This is a genomic window from Enterobacter sp. RHBSTW-00318, assembly GCF_014101375.1.
GTDB classification, from domain to species: Bacteria; Pseudomonadota; Gammaproteobacteria; order Enterobacterales; family Enterobacteriaceae; genus Enterobacter; species Enterobacter ludwigii.
This window is the reverse complement of sequence record NZ_JABXQH010000001.1, coordinates 4,093,499-4,113,673: the sequence shown is the minus strand read 5'-3', so window position 1 is coordinate 4,113,673 and position 20,175 is coordinate 4,093,499. Positions and strand designations below refer to the sequence as shown.

23 protein-coding genes and 1 other annotated feature are annotated in these 20,175 nt (G+C 53.6%); of the genes, 12 read left to right on the top strand and 11 right to left on the bottom strand.

The window, feature by feature from the left end; all coding sequences use genetic code 11:
• Window positions 1-49 precede the first annotated feature (49 nt).
• From bamD to pheA, 4 genes are all read left to right on the top strand, one after another.
• Window positions 50-787: an outer membrane protein assembly factor BamD gene (bamD, locus tag HV157_RS20335; protein ID WP_013098339.1), complete on the top strand. Its 738-nt coding sequence runs from the start codon at window positions 50-52 to the stop codon at window positions 785-787.
• 267 nt (window positions 788-1,054) lie between these two features.
• Entirely contained in the window at window positions 1,055-1,396 is a 342-nt protein-coding gene (raiA, locus tag HV157_RS20330) for a ribosome-associated translation inhibitor RaiA (RefSeq protein ID WP_003863162.1), read from the top strand.
• A 103-nt stretch (window positions 1,397-1,499) separates the two neighbouring features.
• Window positions 1,500-1,625, top strand: a sequence feature (Phe leader region).
• Window positions 1,501-1,548, top strand: a complete 48-nt coding sequence (gene pheL, locus HV157_RS20325) for a pheA operon leader peptide PheL (protein ID WP_001386991.1) — start codon at window positions 1,501-1,503, stop codon at window positions 1,546-1,548. Its footprint overlaps the feature before it by 48 nt.
• A 29-nt stretch (window positions 1,626-1,654) precedes the next feature.
• Window positions 1,655-2,815, top strand: coding sequence for a bifunctional chorismate mutase/prephenate dehydratase (pheA, locus tag HV157_RS20320; RefSeq protein WP_020883922.1), 1,161 nt, complete (start codon window positions 1,655-1,657; stop codon window positions 2,813-2,815).
• Here pheA and HV157_RS20315 read toward each other — a convergent pair.
• The 3 genes from HV157_RS20315 to aroF form a co-directional block, all read right to left on the bottom strand.
• On the bottom strand, window positions 2,812-3,684 hold the full coding sequence (locus tag HV157_RS20315; protein ID WP_182268882.1) for an SMP-30/gluconolactonase/LRE family protein: 873 nt from the start codon (window positions 3,682-3,684) through the stop codon (window positions 2,812-2,814). The genes pheA and HV157_RS20315 overlap by 4 nt on opposite strands.
• A gap of 61 nt (window positions 3,685-3,745) precedes the next feature.
• Entirely contained in the window at window positions 3,746-4,867 is a 1,122-nt protein-coding gene (gene tyrA, locus HV157_RS20310; protein ID WP_014171239.1) for a bifunctional chorismate mutase/prephenate dehydrogenase, read from the bottom strand.
• A gap of 10 nt (window positions 4,868-4,877) precedes the next feature.
• Window positions 4,878-5,948 carry a 3-deoxy-7-phosphoheptulonate synthase AroF gene (gene aroF / locus HV157_RS20305; protein ID WP_025203434.1) on the bottom strand — a complete coding sequence of 357 codons (1,071 nt, stop codon included), beginning with the start codon at window positions 5,946-5,948 and terminating at the stop codon, window positions 4,878-4,880.
• Between the two features lie 215 nt (window positions 5,949-6,163).
• Here aroF and HV157_RS20300 point away from each other — a divergent pair, with 215 nt between their 5' ends.
• From HV157_RS20300 to HV157_RS20285, 4 genes are all read left to right on the top strand, one after another.
• Entirely contained in the window at window positions 6,164-6,538 is a 375-nt protein-coding gene (locus tag HV157_RS20300; protein ID WP_020883919.1) for a DUF2799 domain-containing protein, read from the top strand.
• Window positions 6,539-6,739: 201 nt separating this feature from the next.
• The gene (locus tag HV157_RS20295; protein WP_233100377.1) at window positions 6,740-7,228 is read left to right on the top strand and encodes a YfiR family protein; all 489 of its coding nucleotides are present in this window, start codon (window positions 6,740-6,742) and stop codon (window positions 7,226-7,228) included.
• Window positions 7,221-8,441 carry a diguanylate cyclase DgcN gene (gene dgcN, locus HV157_RS20290; protein ID WP_047366092.1) on the top strand — a complete coding sequence of 407 codons (1,221 nt, stop codon included), beginning with the start codon at window positions 7,221-7,223 and terminating at the stop codon, window positions 8,439-8,441. The genes HV157_RS20295 and dgcN overlap by 8 nt, the downstream gene beginning before the upstream one ends.
• A 12-nt stretch (window positions 8,442-8,453) precedes the next feature.
• Window positions 8,454-8,939 (top strand): OmpA family protein, encoded by a 486-nt coding sequence (locus HV157_RS20285; RefSeq protein ID WP_014171244.1) that lies wholly within the window; start codon window positions 8,454-8,456, stop codon window positions 8,937-8,939.
• Window positions 8,940-8,941: 2 nt separating this feature from the next.
• On the opposite strand, the gene HV157_RS20280 is transcribed toward HV157_RS20285, so the two are convergent.
• The 7 genes from HV157_RS20280 to ffh form a co-directional block, all read right to left on the bottom strand.
• Window positions 8,942-10,312: a PepSY-associated TM helix domain-containing protein gene (locus tag HV157_RS20280; protein WP_182268880.1), complete on the bottom strand. Its 1,371-nt coding sequence runs from the start codon at window positions 10,310-10,312 to the stop codon at window positions 8,942-8,944.
• Window positions 10,313-10,349: 37 nt separating this feature from the next.
• Window positions 10,350-10,754 carry a DUF2946 domain-containing protein gene (locus tag HV157_RS20275; RefSeq protein WP_182268879.1) on the bottom strand — a complete coding sequence of 135 codons (405 nt, stop codon included), beginning with the start codon at window positions 10,752-10,754 and terminating at the stop codon, window positions 10,350-10,352.
• Window positions 10,755-10,885: 131 nt separating this feature from the next.
• The gene (gene rplS / locus HV157_RS20270) at window positions 10,886-11,233 is read right to left on the bottom strand and encodes a 50S ribosomal protein L19 (protein ID WP_002914145.1); all 348 of its coding nucleotides are present in this window, start codon (window positions 11,231-11,233) and stop codon (window positions 10,886-10,888) included.
• Window positions 11,234-11,276: 43 nt separating this feature from the next.
• The gene (gene trmD, locus HV157_RS20265) at window positions 11,277-12,044 is read right to left on the bottom strand and encodes a tRNA (guanosine(37)-N1)-methyltransferase TrmD (RefSeq protein WP_014171247.1); all 768 of its coding nucleotides are present in this window, start codon (window positions 12,042-12,044) and stop codon (window positions 11,277-11,279) included.
• Window positions 12,045-12,075: 31 nt separating this feature from the next.
• Window positions 12,076-12,615: a ribosome maturation factor RimM gene (gene rimM / locus HV157_RS20260; RefSeq protein ID WP_032670210.1), complete on the bottom strand. Its 540-nt coding sequence runs from the start codon at window positions 12,613-12,615 to the stop codon at window positions 12,076-12,078.
• Window positions 12,616-12,630: 15 nt separating this feature from the next.
• Complete coding sequence (rpsP, locus tag HV157_RS20255) at window positions 12,631-12,879, bottom strand: 30S ribosomal protein S16 (protein WP_014171249.1); 249 nt, start codon at window positions 12,877-12,879, stop codon at window positions 12,631-12,633.
• A gap of 190 nt (window positions 12,880-13,069) precedes the next feature.
• Complete coding sequence (gene ffh, locus HV157_RS20250; RefSeq protein ID WP_014171250.1) at window positions 13,070-14,431, bottom strand: signal recognition particle protein; 1,362 nt, start codon at window positions 14,429-14,431, stop codon at window positions 13,070-13,072.
• A 166-nt stretch (window positions 14,432-14,597) separates the two neighbouring features.
• Here ffh and HV157_RS20245 point away from each other — a divergent pair, with 166 nt between their 5' ends.
• Window positions 14,598-15,389 carry an inner membrane protein YpjD gene (locus tag HV157_RS20245; protein WP_003863130.1) on the top strand — a complete coding sequence of 264 codons (792 nt, stop codon included), beginning with the start codon at window positions 14,598-14,600 and terminating at the stop codon, window positions 15,387-15,389.
• A gap of 18 nt (window positions 15,390-15,407) precedes the next feature.
• Entirely contained in the window at window positions 15,408-16,694 is a 1,287-nt protein-coding gene (locus HV157_RS20240; RefSeq protein ID WP_032670206.1) for an HlyC/CorC family transporter, read from the top strand.
• A gap of 51 nt (window positions 16,695-16,745) precedes the next feature.
• Here HV157_RS20240 and grpE read toward each other — a convergent pair whose 3' ends face one another.
• Window positions 16,746-17,339 (bottom strand): nucleotide exchange factor GrpE, encoded by a 594-nt coding sequence (grpE, locus tag HV157_RS20235; protein ID WP_020883911.1) that lies wholly within the window; start codon window positions 17,337-17,339, stop codon window positions 16,746-16,748.
• Window positions 17,340-17,461: 122 nt separating this feature from the next.
• Here grpE and nadK point away from each other — a divergent pair, with 122 nt between their 5' ends.
• Both nadK and recN read left to right on the top strand, forming a co-directional pair.
• A complete protein-coding gene (nadK, locus tag HV157_RS20230; RefSeq protein WP_020883909.1) occupies window positions 17,462-18,340 on the top strand; it encodes an NAD(+) kinase in 879 nt (292 codons plus the stop codon).
• Between the two features lie 85 nt (window positions 18,341-18,425).
• Window positions 18,426-20,087 carry a DNA repair protein RecN gene (gene recN, locus HV157_RS20225; protein WP_182268878.1) on the top strand — a complete coding sequence of 554 codons (1,662 nt, stop codon included), beginning with the start codon at window positions 18,426-18,428 and terminating at the stop codon, window positions 20,085-20,087.
• Window positions 20,088-20,175 lie beyond the last annotated feature (88 nt).

The following is a 20,175-nucleotide window of genomic DNA, read 5'->3' as shown; positions in this document are numbered from 1 at the left end:
CAGGAACAGAGTTTCTCCCGGACAAACATTTGAGGAAAGTCAAAACGTCATGACGCGCATGAAATATCTGGTGGCAGCGGCCACGTTGAGCCTGGCTTTGGTGGGCTGCTCCGGTTCAAATGAACAGGTCCCTGACAATCCGCCGAATGAAATCTATGCGACTGCACAACAAAAGTTGCAGGACGGTAACTGGAAACAGGCGATAACGCAACTGGAAGCGTTGGATAATCGCTATCCATTTGGTCCGTATTCGCAGCAGGTACAGTTAGATCTCATCTATGCCTACTATAAAAATGCCGATCTGCCGCTGGCTCAGGCAACCATCGATCGTTTCATGCGTCTGAACCCGACTCATCCTAACATCGATTACGTCATGTACATGCGCGGTCTTACCAACATGGCGCTGGACGACAGTGCCCTGCAAGGTTTCTTCGGTGTGGATCGTTCTGACCGTGACCCGCAGCATGCGCGTGATGCTTTCAACGACTTCTCTAAACTGGTGCGCGGCTACCCGAACAGCCAGTACGTCACTGACGCGACCAAACGTCTGGTGTTCCTGAAAGATCGTCTGGCGAAATACGAATACTCCGTTGCGGAATACTATACCCGCCGTGGCGCATGGGTTGCCGTGGTTAATCGTGTAGAAGGTATGCTGCGTGATTATCCGGATACACAGGCAACGCGTGATGGCCTGAAGCTGATGGAAAATGCTTACCGTCAGATGCAGATGACCGCACAGGCTGACAAAGTGGCAAAAATCATCGCCGCGAACAGCAGCAACACCTGATATTGCCTCAATGCGAAACGGCAGCCTTCGGGCTGCCGTTTGTTTATGCGTTCAGAGATCAGCTGAAGCGGTTTAGCCTCAACACATCCTATCAACTATGACCGCAAATTGGGCCTTCCACAAGGTAAATATCACCTCTTCCTGCCCTGCCTCACAAAAAACATTCCCTGACAAAAACCGACAAAATAACGTGATCTAAATCACACATTTTGACATTAGGACAGGTATGCTGGAATCACCAAGACGGAAAGACAAGAGGTAAAATTTATGACAATGAACATTACCAGTAAACAAATGGAAATTACTCCGGCAATCCGCCAACACGTCGCAGACCGTCTCGCCAAACTGGATAAATGGCAAACACATTTGATTAACCCACATATCATCCTGTCCAAGGAGCCGCAAGGTTTCATCGCTGACGCAACTATCAATACTCCAAACGGCCATCTGGTCGCCAGCGCAAAACATGAGGATATGTACACCGCTATTAACGATTTGATCAACAAGCTGGAACGGCAGCTCAATAAAGTGCAACACAAAGGTGAAGCCCGTCGCGCCGCAACGTCGGTGAAAGACGCCAGCTTCGCGGAAGAAGTTGAAGAAGAGTAATCCTTTAAATTGAGTTTACCGCCAACGCGCCTTCGGGCGCGTTTTTTATTGACAGCGTGAAAACAGTACGGGTACTTTAACGGTATCAACGACAGGATGATTTCATGAAACACACACCGTTTTTCTTCGCATTCTTTTTTACCTTCCCCTGATTGGGAGGCGTTTCGTCGTGTGATAAAGAATGCGAAGACGAACAACAAGGCCTCCCACACCGGGAGGCCTTTTTTATTAATAACGATAAACGAGACAGGCAACACTATGACACCGGAAAACCCGTTACTGGACCTGCGAGTGAAAATCAGCGCACTGGACGAAAAATTACTGGCCCTGCTGGCAGAACGTCGCACACTCGCCATCGAAGTGGGAAAAGCCAAGCTGGACTCCCATCGGCCGGTCCGTGATATCGACCGTGAACGCGACCTGCTGGAACGCCTGATTCAGCTTGGCAAAGCGCACCACCTCGACGCCCATTACATCACCCGTTTGTTCCAGCTCATCATCGAAGACTCCGTTCTGACCCAGCAAGCGCTACTCCAGCAGCATCTGAATAAAACGAACCCGCACTCTGCACGTGTCGCCTTCCTCGGCCCAAAAGGCTCTTACTCTCACCTTGCCGCACGCCAGTACGCAGCGCGTCATTTCGAAGAGTTTATTGAAAGCGGCTGCGCAAAATTTGCTGATATTTTCAATCAGGTCGAAACCGGACAGGCGGATTACGCCGTCGTACCGATTGAAAACACCAGCTCAGGCGCCATTAACGACGTGTACGATCTTCTGCAGCACACTACGCTGTCGCTGGTTGGCGAGATGACCATCCCTATCGATCACTGCGTACTGGTCTCTGGCTCAACCGACCTGAGCCAAATCGAGACGGTGTACAGTCACCCACAACCGTTCCAGCAGTGCAGTCAATTCCTCAACCGTTATCCGAACTGGAAAATTGAGTACACCGAAAGCACTTCTGCGGCGATGGAAAAAGTGATGCAGGCCAATTCCCCGACGGTGGCCGCGCTTGGCAGCGAGGCGGGCGGAGCGCTGTATGGCCTGCAGGTACTGGAACGCAACCTGGCGAACCAGACGCAAAATATCACCCGCTTCGTGGTACTGGCCCGTAAAGCCATCAATGTCTCTGAGCAGGTTCCGGCTAAAACGACACTGCTGATGGCGACCGGGCAGCAGGCGGGTGCGCTGGTTGAGGCCCTGCTGGTACTGCGTAACCACAACCTGATCATGACGAAGCTGGAATCTCGCCCGATTCATGGTAATCCGTGGGAAGAGATGTTCTATCTGGATATCCAGGCCAACCTGGAATCTGCATCCATGCAGAAAGCCCTGCGTGAACTGGGTGAAATCACCCGCTCAATGAAAGTGCTTGGCTGCTATCCGAGCGAAAACGTCGTGCCGGTTGACCCCGCTTAACGTTCGATAAAGCGGCTTTTCTTCATCCCTGCCACGCTGACGGGCAGGGTGAAGATGGCGCCGGAGAGCGGATACTGCGCCACTTCATCCGCATCCATATTTTCCCGCGTGGTCGTGATAAACAGGGTCTTCATATCCTCGCCGCCAAAGCAGACCATCGTCGGACAACGAACCGGCATGCGATGCTCTTCCAGTTGTTCCCCTTGCGGTGAAAAGCGTGCGATACGCCAGCCATCAAACATTGCGCTCCAGTAGCAGCCTTCTTCATCCATCGCAGCACCGTCGGGTATGCCCTCCCCCTCTTTAAAGCGGCGGAATATCTCGCGTTTCCCCGGCTCACCTTGCTCATCAAGCGGCGTGCGGTAGATAACGCCATTTGGCGTGTCAGAGGTGAACATCCACTGTTTGTCCGGGCTGAATGCCAGACCGTTGTGCCCGTGAATATCACACTGGATCACTTTCGGCGTCAGGTCATTATCGATACGCATCAGCATGGCGCCGTTGTAATCCCCCGGCCCCCAGAAGGTTCCCGCATAGAACCGTCCATGATGATCGGTACCTCCATCATTAAAACGCGCCAGTTGCGGGTTAGAGGGGTTATCACACACCTTGCGCTGAAGCAGACCGTGCTTGTCAGCAAGCCAGATGCCATTGCGCATCGCGACGATAAAGCCGCCACGCTCACGCAGAGCGAAACAGCCTACTTCTTCATGGAAAGAGAGTACCGTGTGTTCCGCGGTAGGCAGATGATAACGGTGGATCTCCCCCTCCAGAATATCTGCCCAGTAGAGCGCATGCTCTTCGGCACTCCACGTCGGACATTCGGGCAGATGCCCGGTGTAATTCAACAGCGGCAGCGGTTCGGCCATAACAGTTCCCCAAAATGAAAAAAAACCAGCATTGCTGGCTTTTAGTATATACATCATCGCATTACTGGCGACTGTCATTTGCCTGACGCAAAAGCGTGCGGCTCTCACTCTGAAAACGTTGCGCATAATCGCCAAACCAGTGCTCGACTTTACGGAAGCTGTCGATAAACGCCTGTTTATCGCCATGCTCCAGCAAGGTGATCGCTTCACCAAACCGCTGGTAATAACGTTTGATAAGCGCCAGGTTGTTCTCAGAGGACATAATAATGTCGGCGTAAAGCTGTGGATCCTGAGCGAACAAACGTCCGACCATCGCCAGCTCCAGGCGATAGATCGGTGAAGAGAGCGCCAGCAGCTGTTCAAGCTGCACATTCTCTTCCGCCAGATGCAAACCGTAGGCAAAGGTCGCAAAGTGGCGCAGCGCCTGAATGAACGCCATGTTCTGATCGTGCTCTACCGCGCTGATCCGGTGCAACCTGGCACCCCATACCTGGATCTGTTCCAGGAACCACTGATAGGCCTCCGGCTGACGACCATCGCAGTACACCACAACCTGCTTCGCCAGGCTGCCACTGTCCGGACCAAACATCGGGTGCAGGCCAAGCACCGGGCCAGTATGCGCCGCCAGCATCGCCTGCAGAGGGCCATTTTTGACCGATGCAAGGTCAACCAGGATGCAATCTTTCGGCAACGGTGGAAGCTTGCCGATGATCTGCTCCGTCACGTGGATAGGCACGCTGACGATAACCATCCCCGCATCGGCCATCAGCGCTGGCGCGTGTTCCCAGTCCTCTTTTTCCAGAATGCGAACCTGATAACCAGAAAGCGTCAGCATTTTTTCAAACAGACGCCCCATCTGGCCCGCACCACCCACAATAACCACCGGGCGCAGGGACGGACAGAGGGTTTTGAAGCCCTTATCGTTTTCGCTGGAATAGGATTCCCGCATTACGCGACGCAAGACATCTTCAATCAGATCCGGCGAGACGCCCAGCGCCTGGGCCTCTTTGCGCCGCGAGGCCAGCATGGATGCCTCACGCTCCGGGACGTAAATCGGCAGGCCGTATTTGCTTTTTACCTCACCCACTTCGGCAACCAGAGCCATACGGCGCGCCAGCAGGTCCAGCAACGCCTTATCCACTTCATCAATTTGATCGCGTAACGCGGTCAATTCAGCAACCATAACTACCCTCTTAAGCCAGACGCGTCGCCAGCTGGCCGCTTAAATCTTTATGGATCTCACGCAGCAGCGCGTCGGTGGTTTCCCAGCTGATGCAGGCATCCGTGACGGATACGCCGTGCTTCATTGCGCTGCGCGGTTGTTCAGATGACTGATTGCCTTCATGAATATTGCTCTCAATCATCAGACCGATAATAGAACGGTTGCCATCTTTTATCTGTGCCACCACAGATTCCGCAACCGCAGGCTGACGACGGTAATCTTTATTCGAATTACCATGACTGCAATCTACCATCAGTGCCGGGCGCAGTCCCGCCTGCTCCATCTCTTTTTCACACTGTGCCACATCTGCCGGGCTGTAGTTCGGTGCTTTACCACCGCGCAGGATCACGTGACCATCCGGGTTACCCTGCGTTTGCAGAAGGCAAACCTGCCCCGCCTGGTTAATGCCAACAAAACGGTGCGGCATTGCCGCGGCACGCATGGCGTTAATTGCGGTGGCCAGGCTGCCATCGGTACCGTTTTTAAAACCAACCGGCATCGACAGACCAGACGCCATCTCGCGGTGGGTTTGTGATTCTGTGGTGCGTGCCCCAATGGCAGACCAGCTAAACAGGTCGCCCAGGTACTGCGGGCTGTTCGGATCCAGCGCTTCAGTGGCCAGCGGCAGCCCCATGCTGACCAGCTCCACCAGCAGACGACGCGCAATTTTCAGCCCTGCTTCCACATCAAACGAGCCATCCATGTGCGGATCGTTAATCAACCCTTTCCAGCCAACGGTGGTACGTGGCTTCTCAAAATAGACGCGCATTACCAGATAGAGGCTATCGCTGACCTCCTCCGCTAATGTTTTAAATCGACGAGCGTACTCAATGGCGGCTTCAGGATCGTGAATAGAACAAGGACCACATACCACCAGCAGGCGCGGATCGCGGCCAGCGATAATGTCTGAAATGGTCTGACGCGAGTGCTCAATTTGAGCCTCCTGCGCGACGCTCAGTGGGAATTCCGCTTTCAGTTGATCCGGAGTAATCAAAATCTGTTCGTCAGTGATGTGTACGTTGTTCAGCGCGTCTTTTTGCATGATTGCGATCCTGTAAAGCTCGTTTGCGATAGTTGTTTTCCTCGAAGAGGTGAAACAACGATACCATAACAAGTAAAGATTTCAATCCAAAATACGTACACTTTTCTTTACGAATGCCAATTTATTGCAAAAATCAGCCGCCAGATCCGTAAACTTTAAATTACACCACTTACTTTCCGTTACCAGGCTATGCTGAAGAAAAAAGGAGAATGGCTATGCGTTCAATTGCTCTGGTGCTGTTGTCGCTCATTTTATCGGGTTGCCAAATCAATCCTTATACCTTCCACCCGGACTGGACCAGCCCCAGCTGGTTTGATGCAGGTAAAGAAGACGCCATGAATGGTCTGCCGGTTAAAGATAACCAGACGCTGGCCGATAATTTTAATGATCCGCATGTTGATCGTAGTGAATATCTCCGGGGATATGCAGACGGACAGAAGAAAGTGTGTGAAGAAGGTTTTCTCCACGCCTGGGGATTAGCGGGCAAATCTTTTCCTGCCAGCTGCGATACTGCTGAAAATGCAGCAAAACTGCACGAGTCATGGCAAAAAGGCATGGATGAAAGCATGCGCTCCAGCAGACTTAATTAAGCCTCTTTTTATTCACCGGAATATAACAAAGTGTAGGATTTAGCTTAGGTCGAGGCAGGGAAAATTCTGACATAATGACGGCTCTGATAAACAATGGTATTCTGCCCACAACTCTTAAGGACATCTATTTCCGGAGCGAAGTGGCGGATTCTGGTGAGAAATTTATTCTTGATCTCTTTTTTCCGACTCACTCTGGTGCTAATGCTGTTCCTTATGGTGGGCCCAGCAGCGGCAGGCACGTTCACCGAAACCGATAAATCGGTACGTTCGATCGTTTCAGGTATTGTGAGCTACACCCGATGGCCGTCACTTTCCGGCCAGCCAAAACTCTGTGTTTATGCTTCTTCTCACTACACGCATGCACTCACCAGCAAGGACGGGCAAAGCGAATTACCTTATACCCCCGTTATTGTGCGTAACGATCAGGAAACCCTGTCCGCGACGTGTGATGCTATTTATTTCGGGGCGGAATCCCCCGTAAAACAACGTGAATTAATAAGTCAGTATCAGGGCAGAGCATTGCTATTAATCTCAGAGCAAAATCCGGAATGTATTATTGGCAGCGCCTTTTGCCTGATAATTGATCGCAACCATGTCCGGTTTTCCGTCAATCTGGATGCGCTGACTCGCAGTGGCGTGAGAGTCAATCCGGATGTATTAATGCTCGCACGGAATAAGCAGCATGGATAAAGATTTCACTTCAGCGCCACGTCCGACGTTTAAAAGAACACTCAGACGAATCAGCATGATAAGCGTCATCATCACGATGACATTAATATGGCTGCTCCTCTGTTTTGCCTCCGTCGTGACATTAAAGCAATACGCACAAAAGAATCTCGAATTAACCGGCGCCACCATGAGCCACAGCCTTGAAGCCTCCCTGGTGTTCAACGATTCAGTGGCAGCCAATGAAACGCTTGCCGCCCTTGGCAAACAGGGCCAGTTTGCCGTGGCTGAAGTCCTCAACGTGCACAAAAAACGCTTTGCGTACTGGTCGTGGAACCCGGCGGATAACAACGACACTCTGGGCGCACTGGTCAGCCGCTGGCTTTTCCCCGAGCCGATTTCCCAGCCCGTATTCCATAACGGCTCAACGATTGGCGAAATACGCCTTACCGCGCGTGACAGCCTGATAAGCCACTTCATCTGGATGTCGTTTGCCGTTCTCACCGGCTGTATTCTGTTTGCGACGGTGGTCGCACTGACCATTACGCAATCCTTGCATCACGGCATGGTTACAGCGCTGCAAAACATTACTGACGTCGTTCATGACGTACGCACTAACCGTAACTTCTCCCGACGGGTGAAAGACGGGCGCATTGAAGAATTTCACCAGTTTGGCGAGGACTTCAACAGCCTTCTGGATGAAATGGAGGAGTGGCAGCTTAAACTGCAGGCGAAAAACGCCCAGCTATTACGCACCGCCATGCACGACCCGCTGACGGGTCTTGCCAACCGTGCGGCGTTTCGTAACAGCATCGCGGCATTAATGAATGACCCCTCAGCAAAAACAAACTCGGCCCTGCTCTTCCTCGACGGTGATAATTTTAAGTTTATTAATGACACCTGGGGACACGCGGCAGGAGACTGTGTGCTGATTGAAGTCGCCAGAAGAATGGTCGAGTTCGGTGATAAGCGCCATCAGTCATACCGCCTTGGCGGCGACGAGTTTGCCATGGTGCTGTACGGCGTCCATTCAGAGCCTGAGGTTCAACATCTTTGTGCTGCCTTATCGCAGCAGTTTATCCGCCCGTTCGAATTGCATAACGGGCAAAAAGCATCAATGTCACTCAGTATTGGCTTTGCTCTGGCGTGGGAAAATGGTTCTGTGGAAGCATTACTGGAGAAAGCCGACCGCAATATGTACCTGGTTAAAAACCAGCGTACAAAAACGATAAATTAGAAGGGAAACGATATGTTAAAGCGATACTTCGCGCCGTTGTTATTAGCCTCAGTCGTGCTGGCAGGTTGCCAGTCACCGCCGCAAGGCAAGTTCACTCCTGAGCAAATTGCGGCGATGAAGTCTTACGGTTTTAACGAACTGAACGGCGACTGGTCTCTTGGCCTGTCAGATACCATCCTGTTTGATAAAAATGACGCCAGGCTGCGTGCGGAAAGTGAAACGCAGATCAAGACCATGGCCTCTCGCCTCGCGGCAACCGGCCTGAACCACGCGCGTATGGACGGTCACACGGACAACTACGGCGAAGAGCGCTACAACGAAGCGCTGTCATTGAAACGTGCAAATGCGGTAGCCGACGCCTGGGCGAAGGGAGCCAATATCCCGCGCAGCAACCTCACCACGCAGGGGTTAGGCAAAAAATACCCTGTTGCGAGCAACAGTACTGCAAAAGGGCGCGCTGAAAACCGCCGGGTTGCGGTGGTTATCAGCACGCCATAAGGTTATTTAACCGATGATTCTGCGAGCGACACGCCTGTTGCCGCTCGCCAGCGCAGCCAGTCGCCCAGCACAAACAGGGCCAGACTCACCCCCATCACCGGCATCGCCAGCCCCAGCAGGACACTCACCATCGCCGTGACGGCTCTTCCCCATCCCGATAGCGCCAGCCAGCTCTGACAGAGCGTCTGAACCGGGTTCACGGCCGATTGCGCCGGACGACGCATCCACCACATCCGGTATCCCCAGACGATCAGCACGCACAGGGCAATACCGAACGCGATCAGCAACAGCTGATTGGCCAGCCCAAACAAGATCCCCATGTGGAAATCCACGCCCCAGCGGGTCAGTTTTGCCATTAAGGGGAAATCTTCAAACCGGGTTCTGTCCAGAATGTGCATGGCGTGCGGATCGACCGACACCGCGTCGACCTGAGTCGGCCAGCTGCGATCGATTTCCGTCACGGTCCAGGCCTGTTCAGCCGTTTTCGCCGGGCGGATTTCGAGCTTGCTGGCATCTATACCCGCCGTGCGGGCGGCATGCAGGACGTCATCAAAAAGCGTCGGATCCATCACCATCGCGGGCATCATCATCCCGCTATGATGCCCCCGGTGCTCAGCGTGCTCGTCCATGATGGCAGGCACACCGGAGAGCGTAGTATTGACCTGCGGCGTAAGCCAGTTCATCCGGGCACGCAGTGTATCCACGTTACCGCCCGCCCACTGAGACCACGTCAGGCCTGTCGCTGAGAACAATAACATTCCCCCCAGCAACACCCAGCCCAGTGCCACATGCACACGACGGCGGTTCTGGAAACGGTTGTTCATCCGACGTTTTGGTCGGGTGTAAAACCACAGGGCGATTCCCCCCAGCGCGGCAACCCACATCCAGGAGGCGGCCAGCTCGCTATAGAGCCGCCCGACATCGCCAAGCATCAACGAGGTGTGCAGATAATCGATGGTCTGGCGCAACGGCAGAATGCCACTCGTGCCGTACACCGTCATATCGCCCCGCACCTCAAGGCTCACGGGATCCACAAAGATAGCGCGGTTCTCCGACGGGCCAAGCGCCGGGTCAGCGAACATCACGCGGGTAGTATCACCGTCAACCAGCCCCGGACGAACGGCATGCAGGCGCAGATCTGAACCCACGGCTTTTTCCGCCACGGCAATCTGCTCGGCCAGAGGCTGCGCCTCTCCCACCGAATCCGTGTGCAACGCGTGCCGGTAGAGCGCGTTTTCCAGTTGCGGCGTCGCCACATACAGCGTACCGGTCAGCGCGGCGAAGAAGATAAACGGGCCAACAAACAGCCCGACATAGAAATGGAGTCGACGCAGCAGGTTTCCCCATGCCGCGCGCGGAGTGCAGGTAGTCATACTTTTCCTTTTTAAGGCAAAAAGTTATCGATTTTTTTTAAAGGGAAAAAGCAGACTGCCGCGGCGGCGCGCGGGTATCAGGAAAGAGCCAGGGGAAAAAGTACCAGTGGCTGACCGGCGGTTGCGGCGGTGTAACGCGACTCCTTTGCAGTACCACACTGAGCAGTACAATCAGCGCCAGCATCATGCCCGGCACATGCGCTAACAGTACACAGTAGCCACACGCTTCCGCATGGTCGACGGGCATCGAGTGCGGCATATCGCCATGGTGCTCATCCATCGACATCATGCTCATGTCATGATGCATTCCCGGCATGGCGCTCATGGGATCTTTTTGCAGCGAGATGGAGATAAGCGGCGCAACCACGATCAGCAGGATCGCAAACAGCGCGGTCAAAGCCGCTGCGCGTTTCCAGTTATGCCGATGCAGTACGTTATCCACTTTCCCTCCCGTTAAGAGGCCAGCATTGTAAATGATTTATGACGAAAGTGTTAATGCGAGAGGTGCGATGGAATAAAAAAGGGCCAGCCTTTCGGCCAGCCCTTTTTAACAGGATGTCGCTTAAGCGAATCTTAGTTCAGACGCTCTTTAATACGAGCAGACTTACCAGTACGCTCACGCAGGTAGTACAGTTTAGCTTTACGTACAGCACCACGACGTTTAACAGCAATGCTGTCAACTACCGGAGAGTGAGTCTGGAAGACACGCTCAACGCCTTCGCCGTTGGAAATTTTACGAACAGTGAATGCAGAGTGCAGACCGCGGTTACGAATAGCGATAACCACGCCCTCGAATGCCTGCAGACGTTTTTTGGAACCTTCAACAACCCATACTTTCACTTCCACGGTGTCACCTGGACGGAAGGAAGGTACGTCCTGCTTCATCTGCTCTTGTTCAAGTTGCTTAATAATGTTGCTCATAATTTAATCTCTTATCCTGGGTAAACTGATATTCGGGAGCGTATTACGCATTCCCATCATGTTCATGCTGCTGTTGCGCGTGTTCTTTTTTGAACTCGGCCAGCAACTTTGCTTGCTCTTCAGTCAGAGCCAGGTTTTCCAGAAGTTCAGGTCTTCTAAGCCAGGTTCGGCCCAGCGACTGCTTCAAACGCCAGCGACGTATCTCAGCATGGTTTCCTGACAGTAACACCGCCGGTACTTCCATCCCTTCTAACACTTCAGGACGAGTATAGTGTGGACAGTCCAGCAACCCATCAGCAAAGGAATCTTCCGTTGCCGAAGCTTCATGGCCCAGTACACCCGGAATGAACCGGGCAACGGAGTCAATCAGCGTCATCGCTGGTAACTCACCACCGCTGAGTACGTAATCGCCGATAGACCATTCTTCGTCAATCTCGGTTTGAATTACGCGCTCATCTATCCCTTCGTAGCGACCACAGACCAGAATCAATTTTTGATTCGTCGCCAGTTCGCTGACGCCCGCTTGATCAAGCTTGCGTCCCTGAGGTGACAGATAAATCACCTTCGCGCCTTCACCTGCCGCGGCTTTTGCTGTGTGAATGGCGTCCCGTAAGGGTTGCACCATCATTAACATCCCCGGTCCGCCGCCGTAAGGACGATCGTCCACGGTACGGTGCCGGTCATGCGTAAAGTCACGAGGACTCCAGCTCTGGATGTTCAGCAGGCCATTCTTTACTGCCCGGCCAGTTACCCCGTAATCGGTAATCGCGCGGAACATTTCAGGAAACAGGCTAATTATGCCAATCCACATAGCGCCGTCTTTTACCGTTTATCCGGAGAATTTAAAAACCAGGATCCCAATCTACTTCAATCGTTTGAGTAGCGAGATCGACTTTCTTGATAACCTGTCCATCGAGGAACGGAACCAACCGCTCCTTGATGCCAAATGCATCTTTCAGGTTTGCCCTAATGACGAGAACGTCATTTGACCCGGTTTCCATCATGTCGATGACTTTCCCCAGGCTATAACCTTCAGTGGTGACCACCTGGCAACCCATAAGGTCTTTCCAGTAGTAGTCGCCCTCTTCCAACTGCGGCAACTGCGACGAATCCACGATAATTTCACAATTAGTCAGTGCATTCGCGGCATCACGATCGTCAATGCCTTTCAGCTTGATGATGATGTCCTGATTGTGGTGACGCCAGCTTTCCAGCTCGACTTCTTCCCACTTACCGGCTTTCTGGATAAACCAGGGCTGGTAATTAAAAATGCTATCAGCGTCTTCAGTGGAGGAAAACACTCTGAGCCAACCACGAATACCGTAGCAAGAACCCATTTTGCCCAATACAATCGGTTCAACAGGTGCTTTATTGCTCATCATGACCACCGTGACAGATTAAGCTGCTTTGTTTGCTGCTTTGATCAGCGTAGCAACGCGATCGGAAACAGTAGCGCCCTGGCCAACCCAGTGAGCGATACGATCCAGATCCAGACGGGTTTCTTCTTCAGAACCAGAAGCGATCGGGTTGAAGAAACCAACGCGCTCAATGAAGCGACCGTTGCGTGCATTACGGCTGTCAGTAACAACAACCTGGTAGAACGGACGCTTTTTAGCGCCGTGACGTGCTAAACGAATAGTTACCATAACATCCTCTTGTGTGAATAAAACAACCGGGCCCCATCGAGGAACGGAGCCCGGGTGTCATATTAAAAGCCCGAAAATTTTACTGATTTCTGGGGAAAATGCAATCAGCAGTTAAAACTCTGCTGCAAAACACGGCCAGGGTGCGCTTTTCGGGCACACCCCGGCATCAAAATAGCCAACAGCCAGGCGATTAACGGCCAGGGAATCCTGGCGGCATCATGCCCTTCATGCCACGCATCATCTTCGCCATGCCGCCTTTCTTCATTTTCTTCATCATGCGCTGCATGTCGTCGAACTGTTTCAGAAGGCGGTTTACGTCCTGCACCTGCATGCCACAACCGGCTGCGATACGGCGTTTGCGGGACCCTTTGATGATGTCCGGGTTAGCACGTTCCTTGAGGGTCATCGAGTTGATGATCGCCTCCATACGCACCAGCACCTTGTCATCCATCTGCGCTTTTACGTTGTCAGGGATCTGGCCCATGCCCGGCAGTTTGCCCATCAGGCTTGCCATGCCGCCCATGTTTTTCATCTGACGCAGCTGCTCAAGGAAATCGGTCAGGTCAAAACCGTCGCCTTTTTTCAGCTTGCTGGCCAGCTTCTCAGCCTGGGCGCGGTCAACCTTGCTCTCGATATCTTCGATAAGCGACAGCACGTCGCCCATGCCGAGGATACGGGAGGCGATACGGTCCGGGTGGAATGGCTCCAGCGCTTCGGTTTTCTCACCCACACCGAGGAATTTAATCGGCTTGCCGGTGATATGACGAATCGAAAGCGCCGCACCGCCGCGGGCGTCACCGTCCACTTTGGTCAGCACTACGCCGGTTAACGGCAGCGCTTCGTTAAACGCTTTCGCGGTGTTCGCCGCATCCTGACCGGTCATGGCGTCAACAACAAACAGGGTCTCTACCGGATTGATAGCGGCATGCACCTGTTTGATCTCATCCATCATCGCTTCGTCAACGTGCAGACGACCGGCGGTATCCACCAGCAGCACGTCGTAGAATTTCAGCTTCGCCTCTTTCAGCGCCGCGTTAACGATGTCGACAGGCTTCTGGGCAACGTCAGACGGGAAGAAATCCACGCTGACCTGCTGCGCCAGGGTTTCCAGCTGTTTAATCGCCGCCGGGCGATAGACGTCCGCAGAAACGACCAGCACTTTTTTCTTGTGCTTTTCACGCAGGAATTTACCCAGCTTACCCACACTGGTGGTTTTACCCGCACCCTGCAGGCCTGCCATCAGCACGACGGCCGGTGGCTGTGCCGCCAGGTTAAGCACCTGGTTCTCTTCGCCCATCGCCGAAACCAGTTCGTTACGGACGATTTTGACGAACTCCTGACCCGGGGTCAGGCTCTTGTTAACTTCATGACCAACCGCCTTCTCTTTAACGCGGTTGATAAAATCACGAACAACCGGCAACGCGACGTCTGCTTCCAGCAGCGCCATGCGCACTTCGCGCAGCGTTTCCTTGATGTTGTCTTCGGTAAGGCGTCCGCGGCCGCTGATGTTGCGCAGCGTGCGCGACAAACGATCGGTTAAATTATCAAACATTGTCTCTCGCCTGAGTAGAAACGTTGGGTCGCTGGCAGCGACACATACACAGAATTTTGCCGGAGTATAACATGAAGGCGGCTTTGTTGTTATGCAACGGTTGGAGCAGGCGTCACGTAACGTTATACTGCTTCTCTTTCTTATTAAGACAACTGTCGATGCCTATATGCCTGTTTTCGCACTGATCGCCCTTGTTGCCTACTCTGTCAGCCTCGCGCTGATCATTCCTGGACTGCTGCAAAAAAACAGCGGCTGGCGACGCATGGCTATTCTTTCGGCGGTGATCGCACTGATAAGCCATGCGTTCGCGCTGGAATCGCGCATTATCCCCGGCGATGGCAGCGTACAGAACCTGAGCGTGCTCAACGTCGGCTCGCTGGTCAGCCTGATGATCTGTACGGTGATGACCATTGTCGCCTCTAAAAACCGCGGCTGGCTGCTACTGCCGATTGTGTATGCCTTCGCGCTGATCAACCTGGCCCTGGCCACGTTTATGCCCAATGAGTTTATTACGCATCTGGAAGCGACGCCGGGAATGCTGGTGCATATCGGCCTGTCACTCTTCGCTTACGCAACGCTGATTATCGCCGCGCTCTATGCCATGCAGCTCGCCTGGATTGACTACCAGCTGAAAAACAAAAAGCTGGCCTTTAACCATGAGATGCCGCCGCTGATGGTGATTGAGCGTAAGATGTTCCACATCACCCAGGTCGGTGTCGTGCTGCTGACGTTAACGCTGTGCACGGGCCTGTTTTATATGAAAAACCTGTTCAGCGTGGAGAATATCGATAAAGCGGTCCTCTCCATCATCGCGTGGTTTGTCTATATTGTCCTGTTATGGGGCCATTATCATGAAGGCTGGCGCGGTCGTCGCGTGGTCTGGTTCAACGTCGCGGGCGCGGGCATTCTCACCCTTGCCTATTTTGGCAGCCGCTTCATACAGCAATTTGCTGGCTAAGTAACAAAGGAGTTCCCCCTGGAACACATCTCTACCACCACGCTGATCATTACGCTGATCGTCATGGTGGTCATCTCCGCCTATTTCTCCGGCTCGGAAACCGGCATGATGACCTTAAACCGCTACCGGTTACGTCATCGTGCTAAGCAGGGTAACCGTGCCGCCCGTCGCGTCGAAAAACTGCTGCGTCAACCGGATCGTCTGATCAGTCTGGTGCTCATCGGTAACAACCTCGTCAACATTCTTGCCTCTGCGCTCGGTACCATCGTTGGGATGCGCCTGTACGGCAACGCCGGCGTCGCCATTGCCACCGGTGTGCTAACGTTTGTGGTGCTGGTGTTTGCAGAAGTGCTGCCTAAAACCATCGCCGCGCTCTACCCGGAAAAAGTGGCCTACCCCAGCAGCTTCCTGCTGGCACCGCTGCTGATCCTGATGATGCCGCTGGTCTGGTTACTGAACATGGTGACGCGTGTTCTGATGCGGATGATCGGTATCAAAGCAGACGTCACCATCAGCAGCGCGCTCAGCAAAGAAGAGCTGCGCACCATCGTGCATGAATCACGCTCGCAGATCTCCCGGCGTAATCAGGACATGCTGCTGTCGGTACTGGATCTGGAAAAGGTCAGCGTTAACGACATCATGGTGCCGCGTAACGAGATCGTCGGCATTGATATCAATGACGACTGGAAAGCCATCGTCCGCCAGCTGACCCACTCCCCGCACGGGCGCATCGTGCTGTACCGCGACTCTCTGGACGATGCCATCAGCATGCTGCGCGTGCGCGAAGCTTATCGTCTGATGACCGAGAAAAAAGAGTTCACCAAAGAGGTGATGCTCCGCGCCGCCGACGAAATTTATTACGTGCCGGAAGGAACGCCGCTCAGCACCCAGCTGGTGAAGTTCCAGCGTAACAAGAAGAAGGTCGGCCTGGTGGTCAATGAGTACGGGGATATTCAGGGGCTGGTGACGGTTGAAGATATTCTGGAAGAGATTGTCGGGGACTTTACCACCTCAATGTCCCCTTCCCTTGCGGAAGAAGTCACCCCGCAAAACGACGGCTCGGTGCTGATCGACGGTAGCGCGAACATTCGCGAGCTCAATAAAGCCTTTAACTGGCATTTACCGGAAGATGAAGCACGCACCATAAACGGGATGATACTGGAAGCACTGGAAGAGATCCCGGCGGCGGGCACGCGGGTGCGCATTGAGCAATACGATATTGATATCCTGGACGTGCAGGACAATATGATTAAGCAGGTGAAAGTCCTGCCGGTAAAACCGATTCGGGAAAGTATTGCTGAGTAGAGAGTAGGCCGGGTACGGCGCAAGCCGCCACCCGGCGCTACAGATGGCAAATTACGCTTTCGCTTTCGCCACGGTAACCATTGCAGCACGAATGGTACGACCGTTCAGGGTATAACCTTTCTGCATCACGCCAAGCACTTTACCGGCTTCAACGTCTTCTGATTCCACCATCGCAATCGCCTGGTGCACGTTTGGATCCAGCGGAACGTTGGTATCGCCAACCACTTCCACGCCAAACTTACGTACCACATCCAGCATGGATTTCAGCGTCAGTTCGATACCTTCGATCATCGCGGTGTTGTCCGGGTTAGCTTTATCAGCCACTTCCAGTGCGCGATCCAGGCTATCAATAACCGGCAGCAGTTCGTTGATGAATTTCTCCAGCGCAAATTTATGCGCCTTCTCAACGTCCTGCTCGGTACGACGGCGCAGGTTTTCCATTTCCGCCTTGATGCGCAGAACACTGTCGCGTTCGCGATTCTGTGCTTCTACCAGCTGAGCTTCCAGATTCGCAATTTTTTCATCGCGCGGGTCCACCTGCTCAGCAGATGCGTCCGGCTCTACAGCCTCAACATCATCGTGCTGTTCCGTGATAATTTCTTCAGGGGCTTGCCCCTCAGGCGTTTTCTGTTCTTTACTACTCATGAATTTCTCCGCGTTTTTCTGCATTCATATCGCTAACTTCGCTTATTATGGGGATCAGTTTCCGGGATTCAAGGGAACAAGACAGATTGTCATCATTCATCAGGCACAAGGACCTCCAGAAAATGAATAATCATTTCAGGTGTATTGGGATCGTCGGGCATCCGCGTCACCCTACCGCATTGACGACACATGAAATGTTGTATCGCTGGCTGTGTAGCAAAGGCTATGAAGTGATGGTCGAACAGCAGATTGCCCAGGAGCTGCAGCTGAAGAGCGTCAAAACCGGCACGCTGGCGGAAATTGGCCAGCAGGCGGATCTCGCCGTGGTGGTCGGTGGCGACGGCAATATGCTCGGCGCGGCCCGAACGCTCGCGCGTTATGACATCAAGGTCATCGGTATCAACCGCGGCAATCTCGGCTTTCTGACCGACCTCGATCCGGACAACGCCCAGCAGCAGCTGGCCGACGTGCTGGAAGGTCATTATATCAGCGAAAAACGCTTTTTGCTGGAAGCGCAGGTGTGTCAGCAGGACTGCCAGAAGCGCATCAGCACCGCGATTAACGAAGTGGTGCTCCATCCCGGCAAAGTGGCGCACATGATTGAGTTCGAAGTCTATATCGACGAAATCTTCGCCTTCTCGCAGCGTTCTGACGGGCTGATTATCTCCACGCCGACAGGGTCGACTGCCTACTCGCTCTCTGCGGGTGGTCCGATCCTCACCCCTTCACTGGATGCCATCACCCTGGTACCGATGTTCCCGCACACGCTCTCGGCGCGTCCGCTGGTGATCAACAGCAGCAGCACCATCCGTCTGCGTTTCTCGCACCGCCGTAACGATCTGGAGATCAGCTGCGACAGCCAGATTGCGCTGCCTATTCAGGAAGGTGAAGATGTTCTCATTCGTCGGTGTGATTACCACCTGAATCTTATTCACCCGAAAGATTACAGCTATTTCAATACATTAAGCTCGAAGCTTGGCTGGTCAAAAAAATTGTTCTGATTTTGCATCCAGTACTTTACTGTATATAAAACCAGTTTATACTGTATGAAAACACAGTCATGGTTTTTCATACAGGAAAACAATTATGCTGGCACAACTGACCATCAGCAACTTTGCCATAGTTCGTGAGCTTGAGATCGATTTCCACAGCGGCATGACGGCGATCACCGGGGAAACCGGTGCGGGTAAATCCATTGCCATAGATGCCCTCGGCTTGTGCCTCGGCGGCCGTGCAGAAGGTGACATGGTGCGCAGGGGTGCAAACCGTGCCGATCTCTGCGCTCGCTTCTCCCTGAAAGATACCCCTGCCGCCCTGCGCTGGCTCGAAGAGAACCAGCTGGAAGACGGACGTGAGTGTTTACTTCGTCGCGTTATCAGCAGCGATGGTCGTTCCCGCGGCTTTATCAACGGCACTGCAGTCCCGCTTTCCCAGCTTCGCGAACTCGGCCAGTTACTCATTCAGATCCACGGCCAGCACGCGCACCAGCAACTCATTAAACCGGAGCAGCAGAAAGCGCTGCTTGATGGCTATGCCGGTGAGTACGCACTTACTCAGCGCATGGCGGAGCACTATCGCCAGTGGCATCAAAGCTGTCGTGAGCTTGCCCAGCACCAGCAGCAAAGCCAGGAGCGTGCCGCCCGCGCTGAGCTTCTGGAATACCAGCTTAAAGAACTCAACGAATTTAGCCCGCAGGCGGGTGAATTTGAGCTTATCGACGAAGAGTACAAGCGCCTGGCTAACAGCGGTCACCTGCTCTCAACCAGCCAGAATGCCCTTAACATGCTGGCTGACGGTGAAGACGTGAACCTGCAGAGCCAGCTGTATAATGTTCGTCAGCTCATCACCGAGCTGGCCGGCATGGACAGCAAACTCTCTGGCGTACTGGATATGCTGGAAGAGGCCGCGATTCAGACTTCAGAAGCCAGTGACGAACTGCGCCACTACTGTGAACGTCTGGATCTCGACCCGAACCGTCTGTTTGAGCTGGAGCAACGCATCTCCCGTCAGATCTCGCTGGCGCGCAAGCACCACGTTACGCCAGAAGAGCTGCCTGGCTATTATCAGTCCCTGCTTGATGAACAACAGCAGCTTGACGATCAGGCTGACTCGCTGGAAACCCTGTCACTGGCGGTGAACCTGCACCATGAACAGGCGCTGACGACGGCGAAACAGCTGCATGAGATCCGTCAACATTACGCCCAGGAACTGAGCCAGCACATCACCGACAGCATGCACACGCTGGCGATGCCGCACGGCGTATTCACCATTGATGTCCGTTTCGAAGAGAACCATCTGACGGCGGAAGGTGCGGACCGTATCGAATTCCGCGTCACCACCAACCCGGGGCAGCCGTTGCAGCCCATCTCTAAAGTGGCTTCCGGCGGTGAACTGTCGCGTATCGCGCTGGCGATTCAGGTGATTACCGCACGTAAAATGGAAACCCCGGCGCTGATTTTCGATGAAGTGGATGTGGGGATCAGCGGCCCAACAGCGGCAGTCGTCGGCAAACTGTTGCGCCAGTTGGGTGAATCAACGCAGGTCATGTGTGTTACCCACCTGCCGCAGGTGGCCGGGTGTGGTCATCATCACTTTATCGTCAGCAAAGAAACTGACGGTGAAATGACGGAAACGCACATGAAGCCACTGGATAAACGCGCACGTCTGCAGGAGCTGGCACGCCTGCTGGGCGGCAGTGAAGTCACGCGAAATACGCTCGCGAACGCGAAAGAACTGCTGGCGGCATAAACTTTTTCGGGATCTCAGGGTCATAGAGAACAACAAAAACGCCGCCAGACCGGTTTCAAAGTGGGGCAAGGTCTATTATCATCGGCAT